Genomic DNA, 19,208 nt, shown 5'->3' on the forward strand with positions numbered 1-19,208 from the left:
GCACGGCGCGCCACGACTCTCCGAACCGGTGAGTCGTGGCGCGTTGTCGTGCGTGCCGCGCCCCCTGTTCGCTCAGCGAACGAAGGGGGGTCGGCCGGTATCAGATCGTTATCTGCCATGCGCCGGGTTGAAACAACCGGTGGATTAGAGTCCACTCCGGCTGTGAAACAGGCCACCACGTGAGGAATAGGTGTCAATGACTACTGCGGACCTGGAGCAGCTCGAGCACGAGCTTCCGCCCGGCGAGCCGGTCGACAAGAAGATCGCCGGCAAGTCCCCGACGCGCATCGCGTTCGAGCGCCTTCGCAAGGACAAGGTCGCCGTCATCTCCTCGGCCGTCGTGCTGCTGCTGATCCTGATGGGCCTGTTCGCTCCGCTCATCTGCAGCCTGTGGGGGATCTACCCGGACAACTCCGACCCGGCGTCGCCTCGTCCGAGCGAGGTGCTGTCCTTCGACACCTTCCCGGCCATCGGACCGCCGTACTACCCATTCACGTGGGAGCACCCGCTCGGCCTCGCCCCGCGCACCGGGTACGACAACCTGGCCAGGCTGCTGTACGGAATCCGGACGTCGCTCTCCGTGGCGGCCGCCGCGACGATCCTCTCCACCGTCATCGGCGTGAGCATCGGCCTGGTGGCCGGCTTCGCCCGCGGCTGGCTCGACCGGCTGATCTCGTTCGTGATCGACCTGTTCCTGTCGTTCCCGTTCCTGCTCGGCGCGCTGGCGCTGGCGCCGATCATCATCTCCCGCTTCTCCACCAACCTCGAGGCGCTGTCGAAGGCCCAGGTGATCGCGCTGGTGAGCGTGCTGGTGGTGTTCGGCTGGATGGCCCTGGCGCGTCTGATCCGCGGCCAGGTCCTCTCCCTGCGCGAGCGTGAGTTCGTCCAGGCCGCGCAGGTCATGGGGGTCCCGACCCGGCGCATCCTGTTCAAGGAGCTGCTGCCGAACCTCGTCGCGCCGATCGTGGTCGCCACGTCGTTGACCCTGCCGGCGTACGTCGCCGCCGAGGCGGGCCTGTCCTACCTGGGCATCGGCCTCACCGGCGTCCCCTCGCTGGGGCAGACCATCAACGACGCGGTGAACTCCTACGCCGAGTACCCGCTCTACCTCTGGGCGCCCGTAGTGACCGTCATGGTGCTGGTCCTCGCGCTCAACCTCCTAGGCGACTCGATCCGGGACGCCTTCGACCCCAAGACTCGCCGGTGACCAACTCACCGCGGGATTGCACAACCAACCAGGAAAGGGTGGGTTAGGAATGCGGTTCAAGAAACCGATCATTGCCATCACCGCCGTCGGAATGCTTGCACTGGCTGCGTGTGGCGGCTCTGGAAGCACCAACGGGGGTAGTGGCGAGGGGGCCAGCGGCATCGACGCCGAGACGCTGGGCTCCGCGGGTTCAGGAATGAACCCCGACGCCAAGGGACCGGTCGAGATCGAGGGGGCGAAGGAGGGTGGCACCGTCACCGTCCTCAGCTTCAGCGGCCTCAACTCCATGGACCCCACGGAGGCCTACTACGTCAACACCGCCTCGATCCTGAGCGGCCTGGTGACGCGTTCGCTGACGCAGTACGTCTACGACGAAGAGTCCGGCGACATGGTCCTGGTCCCCGACCTGGCCACCGACCTGGGTACGCCCAACGAGGACTTCACCGAGTGGAAGTTCACGCTGCGCGAGGGCATCAAGTGGGAGGACGGCACCGACGTCACCGCTGAGGACGTCCGCTACGGCATCCTGCGGTCCTTCGACCGTACGTCGTTCCCCGAGGGCGCTGCCTACAGCAACGACTACTTCCTCGACGGCGACAAGTACAAGGGCCCCTACAAGTCGGGCACGGAGTACGCCGGTGTCGAGGTCGAGGGCAACACCCTCACCCTCAAGATGAACAAGCCCTTCCCGGACATGCCGTACTGGGGCGCGTTCCCGGCCATCGGCCCGATCCCCGAGGGCAAGGACGACCCGGACAAGTACCGTCTGCACCCGATGGCGACCGGTCCGTACATGTTCGACGAGTACACCCCCGAGAAGTCGCTGACCCTCGTGCGCAACCCGCACTGGGACCCGGCCACCGACCCGGGCCGTACCGCGTACCCGGACAAGTACGTCATGGACTTCCAGACGGACAACACCAAGATCGACCAGATCATGCTGAACGACCAGGGCGAGGCTCAGACCACCCTGACGTTCGACGACGTTCTCGCTGAGAACTTCCGCACGTTCCAGAACGACCACGAGGACCGTCTGGTGCTCGGTGGCCAGCCCTGCACCTCGTACTGGGCGCCGGACTACCGCAAGATCACCGACATCAAGGTTCGCCAGGCTCTCGCCTACGCCTACCCGTACAAGGACGCTGCTCTCGCGGCCGGCCTGATCGAGAACGTGACCCGCATCTGGGGCACCAACCTCATGCCGCCGGGCATCCCCGAGCGCGCCGAGTTCAACCCCCTCCCGGACCACGAGCCCGGCACGACCGACACCGCGAAGGCCAAGGCTCTCCTCGAGGAGGCCGGCGAGACCGGTTACGAGATCAAGTGGCTCTTCGCGAACGACGACCCGTCGTCGGTCAAGGCCAAGGACGTCCAGGTTCGTGCGCTCAAGGAGGCCGGCTTCAGCCCGAAGCCCGTCGCCAGCACGATCGCTGACCTCTCCACCGTCCGCGCCGACCCCGACGCCGACATCAACGTCCGTAGCGCCGGCTGGTGCTCGGACTGGCCGTCGGGCGGCTCGTGGTTCCCGCCGGTCATGCAGTCGACCAACCTGGACGAGGAGGGCCTCGGTTCCAACTACGCGGTCTTCTCCGAGCCCGAGGTCGACCAGAAGATCGACGAGATCCTCACCATGCCGACCGAGGACCAGCCGGCCGCGTGGAACGAGCTCGACAAGATGATCCAGGAGAAGTACTTCCCGCTGTTCGTCATCGGTTACGGCGGCGTCGCCCAGACGCACGGCTCGGCCATCAACGGCCACAACATCGATGCGACCTTCGGTATGCCGACCTGGAAGGACATCTGGGTCAGCTAGCAGCACCAACATGGGAGGGACTACCGTCCTGACCGGTTGACCCAATGACGTTGTGGGGTGGGTCTCGAAGCGAGACCCACCCCACAACCGAGAGTGGAAGAGGTAAGCGCCACATGGCGGGCTTCATCATCCGGCGAGTCATCTCGTCGTTCCTCGTCGTCGTCCTGACGTCGATGTTCGTTTTCGCGTTGTTCTTCCTCGGGCCCAGCAACCCCGCGGGACCGGTCTGTGAGGCCAGCGGCAAGTGCACGGCCGAGCGCCTCGCGCTCATCGAGGAGCAGATGGGTCTCAACGAGAGTGTCGTCACGCAGTACGGCGCCTTCGCCAAGGGCATCTTCGTCGACCGCACCATCACCATCGGCAGCGAGTACGAGTGCGACGCCCCCTGCCTGGGCATCTCGTACGGCACCCGGGGACAGGTCACCGACGAGCTGCTCGAGAAGTACCCCGCCACCCTGTCGATCGCCATCGGCGGCGCGATGATCTACCTGACGCTCGGCGTCCTCCTCGGCGTGCTGGCGGCGCGCTGGCGTGGTACCGCGGCCGACCGGCTCCTCGTGGGCGGCAGCCTGCTGGTGTCCTCGGTCCCGTACTACCTGTTCGCGCTCCTGGCGTGGATCTTCCTCACGCTCCAGTGGAGCATCTTCCCGGCGACCGGCTACACGCCACTCACCGAGAACCCCGGCGCGTGGTTCGCGGGGCTGCTGCTGCCGTGGGTCGTCATCGGCGTCACGTTCTCCACGCAGTACGCCCGGTTCACGCGCGGCTCCATGGTCGAGACGCTGGGCGAGGACTACATCCGGACCGCCACCGCGAAGGGCGTGAAGTCCAACAAGGTCGTGTTCAAGCACGGCCTGCGGGCGGCGATCGTCCCCATCGTCACGATCTTCGGTCTCGACTTCGCCGCGCTGCTGGCCGGCACCGTGTTCACCGAGCGGATCTTCAACATCAACGGCGTGGGCTGGTGGGCGCTGAACTCCATCCAGTCGCCCCAGGACTTCCCGGTCATCACCGCGACGGTGCTCGTCAGCGCCGTGCTGGTGGTCGTCGCGAACCTGCTCGTCGACGTGATCTACAGTTTCCTTGACCCGCGCGTGAGGATGTCATGACGGACTTTCTGACCGACCAGCAGCACGCTGGCCAGCCGACCCCCGCTCCGGGTGGCGAGGACTTCCTCGTCGTGGAGAACCTCTCCGTCCAGTTCCCGACGCACGACGGCCTGGTCAAGGCGGTCAACGACCTGTCGTACTCGGTGAAGATGGGCGAGACCCTCGGCATCGTGGGGGAGTCCGGCTCCGGCAAGAGCGTCTCGTCGATGGCGGTCCTCGGGCTGCACGACATCAAGCGCTCGCGGCTCACCGGCTCGATCCGGGTCGACGGCAAGGAGATCATCGGCGCCTCGGAGCAGACGCTGCGCAAGATCCGCGGCAACGAGGTCGCGATGATCTTCCAGGACCCGCTGACCGCGCTGCACCCGTTCTACTCGGTCGGCGCGCAGATCGGTGAGGCCTACCGGATCCACCACGACGTCTCGAAGTCCAAGGCCCGCGCCAAGGCCATCGAGATGCTCGACCGGGTCGGCATCCCGCAGGCCAAGAGCCGCGTGGACGACTACCCGCACCAGTTCTCCGGCGGCATGCGCCAGCGCGCGATGATCGCGATGGCGCTGGTCAACGACCCGAAGCTGATCATCGCCGACGAGCCGACCACCGCGCTCGACGTGACGGTGCAGGCGCAGATCCTGGACCTTCTCCAGGAGCTCCAGCGCGACTTCCGGTCCGCGATCATCATCATCACCCACGACCTCGGCGTCGTGGCCGAGATGGCCGACGAGGTGCTGGTGATGTACGCCGGCCGCGCCGTGGAGCAGGGGCCGACCCGGGAGCTGCTGACGCACCCCGAGATGCCCTACACGTGGGGCCTGCTCTCGAGCATGCCCGACGTGACGGCCAGCACGGACGCCCGGCTGGTGCCGATCCCCGGCAACCCGCCGAGCCTGCTGAACCCGCCGACCGGCTGCCCCTTCCACCCGCGCTGCCCGCACGTCGACAAGGTGCCGGGCGACCTGTGCCGCACCGAGCTGCCGGAGTTCCTGCCGGGTCAGCGCGGCACCCACCACCTCAAGCGCTGCCACCTGGTGAACCCGGACGACATCTACGCCACCGAGGTGCTCCCCGAGATCGCGCCCGACCTTGTCGAACTGACCCTCGCCGACAACGCGGACGTCGCCCACGGCGACGGTATGCACGGCGAGCGGTGACGACGGCTTTGACCAGAACGAGGACCACCATGACGACCCAATCCGAGGCTGTCCCCACCACCGTGTCCGCGGCGCCGACCGAGCAGCCGCTGCTCGAGGTGACCAACCTGCGCAAGTACTTCCCGGTGAAGTCGTCGGGTCTGGTCCGGCGCACCATCGCGCAGGTGCAGGCGGTCGACGGGGTCTCCTTCCAGGTGCCGGCGGGGACGTCGCTGGGCCTGGTCGGCGAGTCGGGCTGCGGCAAGTCGACGACCGGGCGCCTCATCACGCGGCTGCTCGACCCCACCTCGGGCTCGATGAAGTTCGAGGGCCACGAGATCGGCAACCTGTCGCCCAAGCAGATGCTGCCGTACCGCAAAGAGATCCAGATGATCTTCCAGGATCCCTACAGCTCGCTGAACCCGCGGCACACGGTGGGCACGATCGTGGGCACCCCGCTGCGGGTGCACAAGGTGGTCCCGGAGAAGCAGGTGCTCAACCGGGTGCGTGAGCTGCTCGAGGTCGTGGGTCTCAACCCCGAGCACTACAACCGGTACCCCAGCGAGTTCTCGGGTGGCCAGCGTCAGCGCATCGGGATCGCCCGCGCGCTGGCCCTCCAGCCGAAGCTGCTCGTGGCCGACGAGCCGGTCTCCGCGCTCGACGTCTCGATCCAGGCCCAGGTCGTGAACCTGCTGACCGACCTGCAGAAGGAGTTCGGGGTCGCGTTCCTGTTCATCGCGCACGACCTCGCCGTCGTCCGGCACTTCTGCCCCGAGGTGGCGGTCATGTACCTCGGCAAGATCGTCGAGATCGCCGACCGGGAGACGCTCTACAACCGGCCGCACCACCCGTACACCCAGGCGCTGCTCTCGGCGGTGCCGGACGTGAAGCAGGCCGCCGTCGGCGGTCGTCGCGAGCGGATCCGGCTCGAGGGCGACGTCCCCAGCCCGGTCAACCCGCCCTCGGGCTGCCGGTTCCGGACCCGTTGCTGGATGGCCAAGGACATCTGCGCCAAGCAGGAGCCGCCGCTGCTGCAGATCGGCCCGAAGCACAAGGTCGCCTGCCACTTCGCCGGCGAGTACGGCGCGATGCCGACCAGCCCGATCACGCTGAACGTGCTCGGTGTGGACCAGGAGGGGACCCCGGTCGCGGGCGCCACCCCGTCCGCGGAGGACCTGAACGAGCCCGGGTTCGCCGACACCTGGACCGACGTGGAGACGCTGAAGGGCAACTCGGCACCGATGGCGACCAGCCTGCCCTCGGACAGCCGCCCCGCGAGCGAGGTCGGCAGCGAGGACCGCGGCACGCGCAGCTAACCTGGGTCCGGTGGACGGCCTCTTCGACTACGGACCCGCCGGCGGGGAGACCCGCGGCACGAACGACTCCGGCGGCACGCTCGCGGGCAACACGCACGCGAGCGCGCCGCTGGCGGTCCGGATGCGTCCGCGCACCCTCGACGAGCTCGTCGGTCAGCAGCACCTGCTGGCGGCCGGGTCGCCGCTGCGCCGCCTGATCGAGGGCGACCAGCCGATGTCGCTGCTGCTGTGGGGCCCGCCCGGCACCGGCAAGACCACGGTCGCCTCGATCGTCAGCCAACAGACCAACCGGCGCTTCGTGGAGGTCTCCGCGGTGGCGGCCGGCGTCAAGGAGGTCCGCGCCGCGATCGACTCGGCGCGCGCCTCGCTGGCCCGCGGCGGCCAGGAGACGGTGCTCTTCGTCGACGAGGTGCACCGCTTCACCAAGGCCCAGCAGGACGCGCTGCTGCCGGGCGTGGAGAACCGCTGGGTGACGCTCGTGGCGGCCACCACCGAGAACCCCTTCTTCTCCGTCATCTCCCCGCTGCTCTCGCGGTCGCTCCTGCTGACGCTCGAGCCGCTGACCGACGACGACGTCCGCGGGGTGATCGCGCACGCGCTCACCGACGAGCGGGGTCTGGCCGCGGCGGTGAAGCTGGAGCAGGACGCCGAGGACCACCTCGTGCGGCTGGCCGGCGGCGACGCACGGCGGGCGCTGACCTACCTCGAGGCCGCCGCCGGCGCCGCGGTCTCCAAGGGCAGCGAGACCGTGGACCTTGCCACCACCGAGACCGCGGTGGACCGGGCCGCGGTCAGGTACGACCGTCAGGGCGACCAGCACTACGACGTGACCAGTGCCTTCATCAAGTCCGTCCGCGGCTCCGACGCGGACGCCGCGCTGCACTACCTGGCCCGGATGGTCGAGGCGGGGGAGGACCCCCGGTTCATCGCCCGGCGACTGGTGATCCTGGCCAGCGAGGACATCGGCCTGGCCGACCCCACCGCCCTGACCACCGCCGTCGCGGCGGCGCAGGCGGTCCAGCTGATCGGGCTCCCCGAGGGCAGGCTCACCCTGGCCCAGGCCACCATCGCGCTGGCGCTCGCCCCCAAGTCCAACGCCGTGATCAAGGCGATGGACGCCGCCAGCGCCGACGTGCGCGCCGGGAAGATCGGTCCCGTGCCGAGCCACCTGCGCGACGCCCACTACGCGGGGTCGAAGAAGCTCGGGCACGGCAAGGGCTACCAGTACGCCCACGACGCGCCCTTCGCGATCGCCGAGCAGCAGTACGCCCCGGACGTGGTCGAGGACGCCGCCTACTACCGGCCCACCACCCTCGGGGCCGAGGCCGGGCTCAAGGAGCGGTGGGAGCGCATCCGGACCCTGGTGAGGGGCAAGCGGCCGCCCGCTGCAAGGTAGGGTCATCCACTATGAATCCAGCCCTGTTGCCTGCCCTCCTCGGGGCCGCGGCGACGCTGGTGGTGCTGCTGTGCGTGCTGCTGGCCGTGGTCCTCGCCGGCCGTCGCCGGACCGAGCGCGCCCTGGCCGCCGCGCGCACCGACGTCGACGACCTCCGGGCCCGGCTCGACGCGCTGACCGAGGAGGTCGAGACGGCCCGGACCGCGAACGCCGCCACGCCCGCCGTACTCCCCGCCGAGTACCTGATCACCACCGCCCGGCAGCCCGCCGGGGCCGCCGCGGAAGGTGAGCGCGACGCCGGTCTCGAGCCGGTCCCGGCCCGGGCGGTGTGGAGCGTGACGCTGGGGGAGCCGCTGCTCAAGGCGGTGGCCTTCGGGTACGGCGTCCGCCGGGCGCTCTCGCCGGAGAGCCGCAACCGGATCGCCTTCGAGATGCGCCGCGAGGTCAAGCGCGCCCGCAAGGAGCGCCGTCGGGCCGCGCGCCGTCCCGCCGGCACGGTCGACCCGCAGGACGAGGCCGCATGAGCCGCACGCTCTGGTTCGCCGCCGGCGCGGCGAGCAGCCTCTACGCGATGGTCAAGGCGCGCCGGGCCAAGGAGGCGCTCACCCCCGACGGACTGCGCGACCGGCTGGCCGGTCTCACGCTCGGCCTGCACCTGGTCAGCGACGAGGTGCGCAGCGAGATGGCCGTGAAGGAAAACGAGTTGCGGCACCGCGTCGGCCTCGGGCTCGATGGACGACAGGCACCGGCCCTGGAGGCCGGCGGCACACTGGAAATGACGAGAGAGGGCAACCACTGATGGACACCGCGGAGATCCGCCGACGGTTTATCGCGCACTTCGAAGAACGCGGTCACCAGGTGGTCCCCTCAGCCTCGTTGCTGCTCGACGACCCGAACCTGCTGTTCGTGAACGCCGGCATGGTGCCCTTCAAGCCGTACTTCCTCGGTCAGGAGACCCCGAAGTACTCGCGCGCGGTGAGCGTGCAGAAGTGCGTGCGGACCCTCGACATCGAGGAGGTCGGGAAGACCACCCGGCACGGCACGTTCTTCCAGATGAACGGCAACTTCTCCTTCGGCGACTACTTCAAGGAAGGCGCCATCGAGCACGCCTGGGAGCTGGTCACCGGTCCCGTCGGCGAGGGCGGCTACGGCTTCGACGAGAGCAAGCTCTACGCGTCGGTCTACGAGGACGACGACGAGGCCTACGGCTTCTGGAAGAAGGTCGCGGGCCTGCCCGACAGCCACATCATCCGGCTCGGGAAGAAGGACAACTACTGGAGCATGGGCGTGCCCGGGCCCGGTGGACCGTGCAGTGAGATCCTCATCGACCGCGGTCCCGAGTACGGCGCCGAAGGCGATTGGGAGGCCGGCGACCGGTACCTGGAGTTCTGGAACCTCGTGTTCATGCAGGACGACCTGAGCGCGGTGCGGAGCAAGGAGGACTTCGACATCCGCGGGCCGCTGCCGCGCAAGAACATCGACACCGGCATGGGCCTGGAGCGGGTCGCCTTCCTGCTCCAGGGCAAGAACAACATGTACGAGATCGACGAGATGTTCCCGGTCATCGAGAAGGCCTCCGCGCTCTCCGGCAGGCGGTACGGCGCCGACCACGACGACGACGTCCGGTTCCGGGTCGTCGCCGACCACATCCGCAGCGGCATGATGCTGATCTCCGACGGGGTCACCCCCGGCAACGAGGCGCGTGGCTACGTGCTGCGCCGGCTGCTGCGCCGCGCGGTCCGGTCGATGCGGCTGCTCGGCGTCGAGGACCGCGTCCTGCCCGAGCTGTTCCCGGTCAGCCGCGACAAGATGAAGCTGTCCTACCCCGAGCTCGAGTCGCAGTGGGAGCGGATCTCGACGGTGGCCTACGCGGAGGAGGACGCGTTCCGCGCGACCCTCAAGGCCGGCACCACGATCTTCGACCTGGCCGCGAACGACGCGAAGCAGTCGGGACAGACCCGGCTGTCGGGCAGCAAGGCGTTCGCCCTGCACGACACCTACGGCTTCCCGATCGACCTCACCCTCGAGATGGCCTCGGAGCAGGGGCTCTCCGTGGACGAGGAGGGCTTCCGCCGGCTGATGACCGAGCAGCGTGACCGGGCCAAGGCCGACGCGAAGGCGAAGAAGGGCAAGCACACCGAGGCCGGCGCGTACCGTGACGTGTCCGACAGCCTCGGCGAGCCGGTGCAGTTCACCGGCTATCACGAGATCGTCTCCGAGGGCACGGTCCGCGGCATCCTGGCCGGCACCGGCATCGCCCGGTCGGCGCGTGAGGGCGACGAGATCGAGCTGGTGCTCGACCGCACCCCGTTCTACGCCGAGGGCGGCGGCCAGCTCGCCGACCACGGCCTGATCGAGCTCGCCAACGGCGCCACGGTCCAGGTCCTCGACGTGCAGTCGCCGATCAGCGGGCTGATCGTCCACCAGGCGAAGGTGCTGACGGGCGAGGTCACGGTGGGCGAGCACGCCCAGGCGGTGGTCGACATCGAGCGCCGCAAGTCGATCAGCCGCGCGCATACCGCGACGCACATGGTGCACAAGGCGTTCCGCGAGGCGCTCGGGGAGACCGCGACCCAGGCCGGCTCGGAGAACGCGCCCGGCCGGTTCCGCTTCGACTTCTCCGCCACCGGCGCCGTACCCGCGTCCGCGATGGCCGACGTCGAGGCGCGGGTCAACGACCTGGTCCTCGCCGACCTCGCCGTCCACGCGGAGGTGATGACCCAGGAGGAGGCCCGCCGGTCCGGGGCGATGGCGCTGTTCGGCGAGAAGTACGGCGACGAGGTCCGCGTGGTCTCGGTCGGCGACTGGGCCCGCGAGCTCTGTGGCGGCACGCACGCCGGCCGCTCCGGCCAGCTCGGCGTGATCAAGCTGCTCGGCGAGTCGTCGATCGGCTCCGGCGTGCGCCGGGTGGAGGCGCTCGTCGGCGGCGACGCCTACCGGTTCCTGGCCCGCGAGCACGTCCTGGTCGCCCAGCTCAGCGAGGCGCTCAAGGTGCGTCCCGAGCAGCTGCCCGAGCGGGTCAACGACATCGTGGAGAAGCTGCGCACGGCGGAGAAGGAGATCGAGCGGGTCCGGGTGGCCCAGCTGCTCGCCGCGGCCGGCCAGCTCGCCGCGAACCCGACCGACGTCTTCGGCGTGAACTTCGTCGGCCACCGCGCGGACGGCGCCGGGGCCGGTGACGTGCGCAAGCTCGCGCTCGACATCCGCGGCCGGATGCCCGCCGGCAAGCCGAGCGTGGTCGCGATCATCGGCTCCACGAACGGCAAGCCCGCCGTGGTCGTCGCGGTCAACGACGAGGCCCGGGCGTGGGGCGTCTCCGCGAACGCGCTGGTCAAGGTCGCCGCGACGGCTCTCGGCGGCAGCGGCGGCGGCAAGGACGACGTCGCCCAGGGCGGCGGCGCCGACGTCACCAACGCCGACCAGGCGCTGCGTGACGTCGAGCACGAGGTCGGACGGGCCGTCACCTCCGGACGGTCCTGACCTTGCGGTTCGGCGTCCGGCTCGGCGTGGACGTGGGCGACGCCCGGATCGGCGTCGCCCGCTCCGACCCCTCCGGCATGCTGGCGACCCCCGTGGAGACCGTGCGCCGGGGCGCCGGCGACCTCGCCCGGATCCACGCGCTGGCCGAGGAGTTCGCCGCGGTGGAGGTGGTCGTGGGGCTCCCGCGCTCGCTCTCGGGCGGCGAGGGGCCCGCGGCAGCGCGGGTGCGGCAGTTCGCACGGGAGATCGCGCAGGCCGTGGCGCCCGTGTCCGTTCGGCTCTGCGACGAGCGATTGAGTACGGTATCGGCTGAAGCAGTACTTCGGGGGCAAGGCAAGAAGGGACAGAAGCGGCGTGCCGTCGTCGACCAGGCGGCCGCCGTGGTGATCCTGCAGAACGCGCTGGACACCGAACGCAGCACGGGAGCTGCGCCCGGTGAGGCCCTCGACCTAGGAACCACGTGAGCGATCTCGGACTCGACCTCGACCACCCGCGCGAGCACCGGAAGAAGCACCGGAGCCGCAACGGCCTCGGCTGCCTGGCAGTCCTGGTCGCCCTCGCCGTGCTCGCGGGCGGCGCCTTCTTCCTCTACGACCGCGGCGTGGCCGCGCTCCAGGACCGGTTCAGCCCGCCCGAGGACTACAGCGGGTCCGGCACCGGGTCCGTCGTCATCGAGGTCGCCGAGGGCGACGCCGCCTCCGACATCGCGGGCACCCTGGTCGCCGAGGACGTCGTGAAGAGTGCCGAGGCGTTCGTGGACGAGGCTTCCGCGAACCCGGAGTCCGTGGGCATCCAGGTCGGCTTCTACGAGATGAAGAAGCAGATGTCCTCCGAGGCCGCGCTGGACCGGTTGCTCGACCCCGCGAACATGGTGCAGAGCGCCGTCACGGTCCCCGAGGGCTACACGGTCGAGCAGGTCCTCAGCACGCTCGCCAAGGACACCGACTTCTCGAAGAAGGAGTTCGAGGCGGTGCTCCGCCGGCCCGCGGCGATCGGGCTGCCGGCGTACGCCGGGGGGAACGCGGAGGGCTACCTGTTCCCGGCGACCTACATGCTGCCGCCCAACGCCACGCCGAAGTCGATCCTGACGATGATGGTCGACCGGTGGCAGCAGGCCGCGGAGGACGCCGACCTCGAGGCCGCCGCCCAGCGGCTGGGGTACACCCCCGCGGAGCTGATGGTGGTGGCGAGCCTGGTGGAGGCGGAGTCCAACCGCGACGACGACCGGGGCAAGGTCGCGCGGGTGATCTACAACCGGCTCGAGACCGACGCCACGAACGGGCTGCTGCAGATCGACGCCGCGGTGAACTACGCCCACGACCGCGACCTCGGGGTGGCGCTGACCACCGAGGACCTCGAGATCGACTCGCCGTACAACACCTACAAGAACGCCGGGCTGCCGCCGACGCCGATCGAGGCGCCGGGCGATGCGGCCATCGAGGCGGCGGCGAACCCGACGGACGGGCCGTGGGTCTACTACGTGACGGTGAACCTGCGCACCGGCGAGACCAAGTTCACCGACAGCTACGACGAGTTCCTGCAGTTCAAGGAGGAGTACAAGCAGTACTGCGCGACCCAGTCGGACAACTGCTGAGGTGGAGCCCGTCCGACGCCGGCGCTGCGCGGTTCTCGGCAGCCCGATCGCGCACTCGCTGTCCCCGGTGCTTCACCGGGCGGCGTACGACGCGCTGGGCCTGGACTGGTCGTACGACGCCGTGGAGGTCTCCGAGGACGGGCTGCCCGGCTTCCTCGACGGGCTCGACGGGTCCTGGCGCGGGCTGTCGCTGACGATGCCGCTCAAGCGCACGGTGGTGCCGCTGCTCGACGAGATGTCGGCGCGGGCCGCCCAGGCGCGGGCGGCGAACACGGTCGTCCTCGACGCCGGCCGGCGGGTCGGGCACAACACCGACATCCCCGGTGCGGTCGCCGCGATCCGCGAGCGCACCGACGCCGCCCTCACCTCGGCGGTGATCCTCGGCGGTGGGGCGACCGCGAGCTCGACGCTGCTGGCGCTCGCCGACCTCGGCTGCCGCACGGTGACCCTGGTGGTCCGCGACCCGGCCCGCGCCGGTGAGACGCTGAAGGCCGCGCGCCGCCACCCCAGCCCGCCCGACGTCTCGGTGCGCACCTTCGCCGACGTGGTCGCCGCCGGGGAGCCGCTCGCCGCGGACATCGTGGTCTCCACGGTCCCGGCCGCCGCGCAGACCGAGGAGCTGGTCGCGCTGACCGGACCGGTCCCGGTGGTGTTCGAGGTGGTCTACGACCCGTGGCCCACCCCGCTCGCGGCGCACGCGCAGGCCTCCGGGCGCACGCTGGTGTCCGGGCTGGACCTGCTCGTGCACCAGGCGGCCCTGCAGGTGACCCTGATGACCGGGGCGGCCGAACCCCCGCTCGAAGCCATGCGCCTGGCCGGCGAGCGCGCCCTCACCCCCCGTTGAGGCGTCAGTCGTGCGGTGTCGAGAAGTCAGTCGTTCGGGGACGAGACGTCACTCGTTCGGCTGATCCCGTCCAGTCCGCGCACTAGGCTCTGACCCCATGAGCCCGCAGTCGTGGTACCTCGACACCGCCCTCGTCATGGCGGTGCTGGGCCTGCTCGCGGGCTGGTTCGTCCCGGCCCTGATCGCGCGCGTCCCCGAGCCGGAACCCGCACCGGACGGACCCGGCGGCTCCAGCGAGACCGGCGCCGTCGGCGGCGAGCCCGCGGAGGACACCGCACCGCACGGGCCGGAGACGGTCGAGTCTCCCGAAGGCGTCCCCATCGAGGAGCCCAAGGAGCGGTACGACGCGATCGCGGCGCTGCCCGGCCTGCGGTGGAAGGCGGCCGTCGCGTCCGCGGCCGTCGCCGCGCTCCTCGGCGCACGGGTCGGCTGGGGCCCCGAGCTGACCTTCCTGCTCTACCTGGCGCCGGTCGGGGTCGCGCTCGCCGTGATCGACTGGCGCACCCGGCTCCTGCCCACGAAGCTGATCGCGCCGTCGTACGCCGTGGTCGCCGTCCTCGTGCTGCTCTCCGGGGCGGTCTCGGGGGAGTGGGACGACGTGGTCCGCGCCGGCCTCGGCTGGCTGGTCGCCGGAGGCACGTTCTTCGTGCTGTGGTTCGTCTACCCGAGGGGCATGGGGTACGGCGACGTGCGGCTGTCCGGCGTGCTCGGGATCGCGCTCGGCTACCTCGGCTGGAGCGAGCTGCTGACCGGGGTCTACGCCGGCTTCGTGCTCGGTGGCGTGGGTGGCCTGCTGCTCGCGGTCCTCCGGGTGGTGGACCGCAAGGCCTACCCGTTCGGCCCGTTCATGCTCGCCGGGGCGCTGGCGGGTGTGCTCGCCGGCCCCTATGTCGCTGCGTGGTACGTCTGACCTGACGCCGAGGGGGCCGTGAAAGACTGTGCCCCATGCTGCGTTGGCTCACTGCGGGCGAGTCCCATGGACCCGCCCTTGTCGCTCTGCTCGAAGGTCTCCCGGCCCATGTCGAGGTCACGTCCGCCGACATCGGCGACGCCCTGGCGCGGCGCCGCCTCGGGTACGGCCGTGGGGCCCGGATGAAGTTCGAGCAGGACCAGGTCGACGTCATCGGCGGCCTGCGGCACGGGAAGACCCTCGGCAGCCCGGTCGCGATCCGGGTCGGCAACACCGAGTGGCCCAAGTGGGAGAAGGTCATGGCAGCCGACCCGGTCGACGAGGCGGAGCTCGAGGCGCTGGCCCGCAACGCCGCGCTGACCCGCCCCCGTCCCGGCCACGCCGACCTGGTGGGCATGCAGAAGTACGACTTCGACGAGGCCCGCCCGATCCTCGAGCGCGCCTCCGCGCGGGAGACCGCCGCCCGGGTCGCGCTCGGCGCGGTGGCCTCGGCCTTCCTCGAGCAGGCGGTGGGCGCGCGGATCGTGTCGCACGTGGTCGCCATCGGCACCGCGCGGGCGCCGTACGGCTCGATCCCCGAGCCCGGCGACGTGGCGCGCCTCGACGCGGACCCGGTCCGCTGCCTCGACGCCGACGCCAGCAAGGCGATGGTCGCCGAGATCGACCAGGCCCACAAGGACGGCGACACCCTCGGCGGTGTCGTGGAGGTCGTCGTGCACGGCCTGCCGCCGGGCCTCGGGTCGCACGTGCACTGGGACCGGCGCCTCGACGCCCGCCTGGCCGGCGCGCTCATGGGCATCCAGGCGATCAAGGGCGTCGAGGTCGGCGACGGCTTCGACCTCGCCGCGGACCCGGGCTCCAAGGCGCACGACGAGATCGTGAACACCGCCGACGGCATCCGGCGTACGACGGGCCGCTCCGGCGGCACCGAGGGCGGGATGTCCACCGGCGAGATCCTGCGTGTGCGCGCGGCGATGAAGCCGATCGCCACGGTTCCCCGCGCCCTGCGCACCATCGACGTGGCCACCGGCGAGGAGGCCGTCGCGCACCACCAGCGCTCCGACGTCTGCGCCGTCCCCGCGGCGGGGATCGTGGCCGAGGCGATGGTGGCGCTCACGCTGGCCGACGTGGTCCTCGAGAAGTTCGGCGGCGACTCGGTGCAAGAGACCCGGCGGAACGTGGAGGGCTACCTGTCCTCGCTGAGGTTCGCGTGAGCGGCGCGGCCACCAGGCCGCGCGTGGTCCTCGTCGGCCCGATGGGCTCGGGCAAGACGACGGTCGGCCGGATCCTCGCCGAGGCCTGGGGCGTGGGCCTGCGCGACACCGACCACGACGTCGAGGCCGCGGCGGGGCGCACGATCTCCGACATCTTCGTCGACGACGGGGAGCAGGCCTTCCGGGCACTGGAGCGGAAGGCCGTCGCCGACGCGCTCGCCGCCCACGACGGCGTCCTCGCGCTGGGCGGGGGAGCCGTGCTCGACCCCGAGACCCGGGACCTGCTCGGCGGGCACCGCGTGGTCTTCCTCCACGTCGGGCTCTCCGACTCGGTGAAGCGGGTCGGTCTCGGCTCGGCCCGCCCGCTGCTGCTCGGCAACGTCCGGGCCCGGGTCAAGGCGCTGCTCGACGAGCGGCTGCCGGTGTACCGGGAGGTCGCGACGGTCACCGTCGACACCGACGGCCGGCCCGCGGAGGACGTCGCCCGCGACGTGCGCGAGGCGGTCGAACGACTCGAGCGCGACGAGCACGACCAGCACCACGAGGCCCAGGAGGACGCATGAGTGACCTGTCCACGCTGCACGTCGGCGGCGCGGCGCCGTACGACGTCAAGGTCGGCACCGGCCTGCTCGGCGAGCTGCCCGCCATGCTCGGCGCCGGGGTGCAGCGCGTGGCGGTGATCCACCCGCGCGCGCTCGCCGCCACCGGCGAGGCGATCCGCGAGGACCTCGCCCAGCAGGGGTACGACGCGCACGGGATCGAGATCCCCGACGGCGAGGAGGCCAAGCTCGCGCCGGTCGCGTCGTTCTGCTGGCAGGTCCTCGGCCAGACCGGGTTCACCCGCTCCGACGCGGTGGTGACCGTCGGCGGGGGCTCCACCACCGACATGGGCGGCTTCGTGGCGGCCACCTGGCTGCGCGGGGTCAGGGTCGTGCACATGCCGACGACCCTGCTCGGCATGGTCGACGCGGCCGTCGGCGGCAAGACCGGGATGAACACCACCGAGGGCAAGAACCTGGTCGGCGCCTTCCACGAGCCGGCGGGCGTCCTGTGCGACCTGGCGACCCTGGAGACGCTGCCGCGCAACGAGCTGGTCAGCGGCCTCGCCGAGGTGATCAAGTGCGGGTTCATCGCCGACCCGCTGATCCTCGACCTCGTCGAGCAGTACCCCGAGGCGGCCACGACGGCCGGCACCGACGTGCTGCGCGAGCTCATCGAGCGCTCGCTCGCGGTGAAGATCGGCGTCGTCGTCGACGACCTCAAGGAGACCGGTGGCGCCGCCGGCCACCCCGGCCGCGAGGCGCTGAACTACGGCCACACCCTCGGCCACGCGATCGAGCGGGTGGAGCGCTACAAGTTCCGCCACGGCGCGGCGGTGGCGATCGGCATGACGTTCGTCGCCGAGCTCGCGCGGCTGGCCGGCCGGCTCGACGAGGCGACCGCCGAGCGGCACCGGTCCATCCTGGACCGCGTCGGGCTCCCGACCACGTACGGCGGCGGGTCCTGGGGCCAGCTCCACGAGGCGATGAAGGTCGACAAGAAGACGCGCGGCGACCAGCTGCGCTTCGTGGTGCTCGAGGGGCTCGCCAAGCCGGCGGTGCTCCAGGGGCCCGACCCGGCGCTGCTGACCGCGGCGTTCGCCGAGATCTCCCGCTGACCCGAAGGGACGCCCGCCATGAAGGTGCTCGTGCTCAACGGACCCAACCTGGGCAGGCTCGGGTCGCGCGAGCCCGAGGTCTACGGCTCCACCACGTACGGCGACCTGGTGGCGGCCTGCGAGAGGACCGGGACCGAGCTCGGCCTGGAGGTCGACGTACGCCAGACCGACTCCGAGGCCGAGCTCGTCGGGTGGTTGCACGAGGCCGCCGACGGGGCCACGCCGGTGGTGCTGAACCCGGCCGCGTTCACGCACTACAGCTACGCGCTCCGCGACGCCTGCGCGCAGCTGGCCGCGCCCCTGGTCGAGGTGCACATCACCAACCCGCACACCCGCGAGGAGTTCCGGCACACCAGCGTGATCTCCGGGGTGGCCACCGGGGTGGTCGCCGGCTTCGGCGTGGACTCCTACCTCCTCGCGCTGCGCGCCGTCGCCGGCCGGGCGGGCGGCCGCTAGCCGGGTGCGCGGCGATGTGAGGGCCCGGCCGGCCTGCCGCTAGACTTGGCCGCTGCCCACCACGACGAAAGAGCAGGGACCTCACGCGCATGGCGACGACCAACGACCTCAAGAACGGCATGGTGCTCAACCTCGACGGCCAGCTCTGGTCCGTCATCTGGTTCCAGCACCACAAGCCCGGCAAGGGCGGTGCCGTCGTGCGCACCAAGCTCAAGAACATCGAGTCCGGCAAGACCGTCGACAAGACCTTCAACGCCGACGTGAAGGTCGAGGTCGCCAACGTCGACAAGCGGACGATGCAGTACCTCTACAACGACGGCACGTCGTACGTGTTCATGGACGTCTCCACCTACGACCAGATCGAGGTCTCCCCGGAGATCGTCGGCGACGCGCAGAACTTCCTGCTCGAGAACCAGGAGGCGATCGTCGCCACCAACGAGGGCCGCGTGCTCTACATCGAGCTCCCCGCCTCGGTCGAGCTGCTCGTCGAGTACACCGAGCCCGGCCTGCAGGGCGACCGCTCCACCGGCGGCACCAAGCCGGCCCGCCTCGAGACCGGCCACGAGATCAGCGTGCCGCTGTTCATCACGACCGGCGAGAAGATCAAGGTCGACACCCGCGACAGCAGCTACCTCGGCCGCGTCAGCTCCTGATGGCCGCTCGTTCGAAGGCCCGTAAGCGTGCGCTCGACATCCTGTTCGAGTGCGACGCCCGCGACCTCATGCCCACCGACCTGCTCGACGAGCGGATCGTCGCGGCCGACCCGCCGGTGAACGAGTACACCGTGCTGCTCGTCCGCGGCATCACCGAGCACATCGGCCGCATCGACGAGCTCCTCGTCACCTACGCCCAGGGCTGGTCGCTGGACCGGATGCCGGCCGTGGACCGCAACGCACTGCGGATCGGCATCTACGAGATCATGTACGTCGACGACGTGCCCGACGCGGTGGCGATCAGCGAGGCGATGAACCTCGTCCGCGACCTCTCCACCGACGAGTCCCCGGCCTACGTCAACGGCGTGCTCGGCAACATCCTCCGCAACAAGCCCGCGCTGTCCGCCTGAGCGGACCCGAGACGGCGGC

At 70.7% G+C, this 19,208-nt stretch carries 19 protein-coding genes; all 19 read left to right on the forward strand.

Translation table 11 applies throughout. From position 1 onward, the window contains the following. Window positions 1–196 precede the first annotated feature (196 nt). Window positions 197–1,207 (forward strand): ABC transporter permease, encoded by a 1,011-nt coding sequence (locus tag K1X13_RS15335; protein ID WP_221025875.1) that lies wholly within the window; start codon window positions 197–199, stop codon window positions 1,205–1,207. 196 nt (window positions 1,208–1,403) lie between these two features. Continuing rightward, window positions 1,404–3,020: an ABC transporter substrate-binding protein gene (locus tag K1X13_RS15340; RefSeq protein ID WP_221025876.1), complete on the forward strand. Its 1,617-nt coding sequence runs from the start codon at window positions 1,404–1,406 to the stop codon at window positions 3,018–3,020. 113 nt (window positions 3,021–3,133) lie between these two features. After that, window positions 3,134–4,129: an ABC transporter permease gene (locus K1X13_RS15345; protein ID WP_221025877.1), complete on the forward strand. Its 996-nt coding sequence runs from the start codon at window positions 3,134–3,136 to the stop codon at window positions 4,127–4,129. Further along, entirely contained in the window at window positions 4,126–5,280 is a 1,155-nt protein-coding gene (locus K1X13_RS15350) for an ABC transporter ATP-binding protein (protein WP_221025878.1), read from the forward strand. The genes K1X13_RS15345 and K1X13_RS15350 overlap by 4 nt, the downstream gene beginning before the upstream one ends. Before the next feature lie 29 nt (window positions 5,281–5,309). Beyond that, entirely contained in the window at window positions 5,310–6,575 is a 1,266-nt protein-coding gene (locus K1X13_RS15355) for an ABC transporter ATP-binding protein (RefSeq protein ID WP_221025879.1), read from the forward strand. 10 nt (window positions 6,576–6,585) lie between these two features. Continuing rightward, a complete protein-coding gene (locus K1X13_RS15360) occupies window positions 6,586–7,971 on the forward strand; it encodes a replication-associated recombination protein A (protein WP_308249577.1) in 1,386 nt (461 codons plus the stop codon). Between the two features lie 11 nt (window positions 7,972–7,982). Further along, entirely contained in the window at window positions 7,983–8,495 is a 513-nt protein-coding gene (locus K1X13_RS15365) for a hypothetical protein (protein WP_221025880.1), read from the forward strand. Next, entirely contained in the window at window positions 8,492–8,770 is a 279-nt protein-coding gene (locus K1X13_RS15370) for a DUF6167 family protein (RefSeq protein WP_221025881.1), read from the forward strand. The genes K1X13_RS15365 and K1X13_RS15370 overlap by 4 nt, the downstream gene beginning before the upstream one ends. Continuing rightward, window positions 8,770–11,451 (forward strand): alanine--tRNA ligase, encoded by a 2,682-nt coding sequence (gene alaS / locus K1X13_RS15375; protein ID WP_221025882.1) that lies wholly within the window; start codon window positions 8,770–8,772, stop codon window positions 11,449–11,451. Before K1X13_RS15370 ends, alaS begins: the two co-directional genes overlap by 1 nt. A gap of 2 nt (window positions 11,452–11,453) precedes the next feature. After that, window positions 11,454–11,915: a Holliday junction resolvase RuvX gene (gene ruvX / locus K1X13_RS15380; protein ID WP_221025883.1), complete on the forward strand. Its 462-nt coding sequence runs from the start codon at window positions 11,454–11,456 to the stop codon at window positions 11,913–11,915. Beyond that, window positions 11,912–13,045, forward strand: coding sequence for an endolytic transglycosylase MltG (gene mltG, locus K1X13_RS15385; protein ID WP_221025884.1), 1,134 nt, complete (start codon window positions 11,912–11,914; stop codon window positions 13,043–13,045). Before ruvX ends, mltG begins: the two co-directional genes overlap by 4 nt. A gap of 1 nt (window position 13,046) precedes the next feature. Beyond that, complete coding sequence (locus K1X13_RS15390) at window positions 13,047–13,889, forward strand: shikimate dehydrogenase (protein ID WP_221025885.1); 843 nt, start codon at window positions 13,047–13,049, stop codon at window positions 13,887–13,889. A gap of 97 nt (window positions 13,890–13,986) precedes the next feature. Continuing rightward, entirely contained in the window at window positions 13,987–14,799 is an 813-nt protein-coding gene (locus K1X13_RS15395) for a prepilin peptidase (RefSeq protein WP_221025886.1), read from the forward strand. A 35-nt stretch (window positions 14,800–14,834) separates the two neighbouring features. Continuing rightward, window positions 14,835–16,013, forward strand: coding sequence for a chorismate synthase (gene aroC, locus K1X13_RS15400; protein WP_221025887.1), 1,179 nt, complete (start codon window positions 14,835–14,837; stop codon window positions 16,011–16,013). After that, window positions 16,010–16,576: a shikimate kinase gene (locus K1X13_RS15405; protein ID WP_308249578.1), complete on the forward strand. Its 567-nt coding sequence runs from the start codon at window positions 16,010–16,012 to the stop codon at window positions 16,574–16,576. Before aroC ends, K1X13_RS15405 begins: the two co-directional genes overlap by 4 nt. Continuing rightward, window positions 16,573–17,670, forward strand: coding sequence for a 3-dehydroquinate synthase (aroB, locus tag K1X13_RS15410; RefSeq protein ID WP_221025888.1), 1,098 nt, complete (start codon window positions 16,573–16,575; stop codon window positions 17,668–17,670). Before K1X13_RS15405 ends, aroB begins: the two co-directional genes overlap by 4 nt. Window positions 17,671–17,688: 18 nt before the next feature. Beyond that, on the forward strand, window positions 17,689–18,126 hold the full coding sequence (gene aroQ, locus K1X13_RS15415; protein WP_221025889.1) for a type II 3-dehydroquinate dehydratase: 438 nt from the start codon (window positions 17,689–17,691) through the stop codon (window positions 18,124–18,126). 89 nt (window positions 18,127–18,215) lie between these two features. Beyond that, window positions 18,216–18,779, forward strand: coding sequence for an elongation factor P (efp, locus tag K1X13_RS15420; protein ID WP_221025890.1), 564 nt, complete (start codon window positions 18,216–18,218; stop codon window positions 18,777–18,779). After that, window positions 18,779–19,189 carry a transcription antitermination factor NusB gene (gene nusB, locus K1X13_RS15425; RefSeq protein ID WP_221025891.1) on the forward strand — a complete coding sequence of 137 codons (411 nt, stop codon included), beginning with the start codon at window positions 18,779–18,781 and terminating at the stop codon, window positions 19,187–19,189. Before efp ends, nusB begins: the two co-directional genes overlap by 1 nt. Window positions 19,190–19,208 lie beyond the last annotated feature (19 nt).

It is taken from the genome of Nocardioides jiangsuensis, from assembly GCF_019679455.1.
Lineage (GTDB): Bacteria > Actinomycetota > Actinomycetes > Propionibacteriales > Nocardioidaceae > Nocardioides_C > Nocardioides_C jiangsuensis.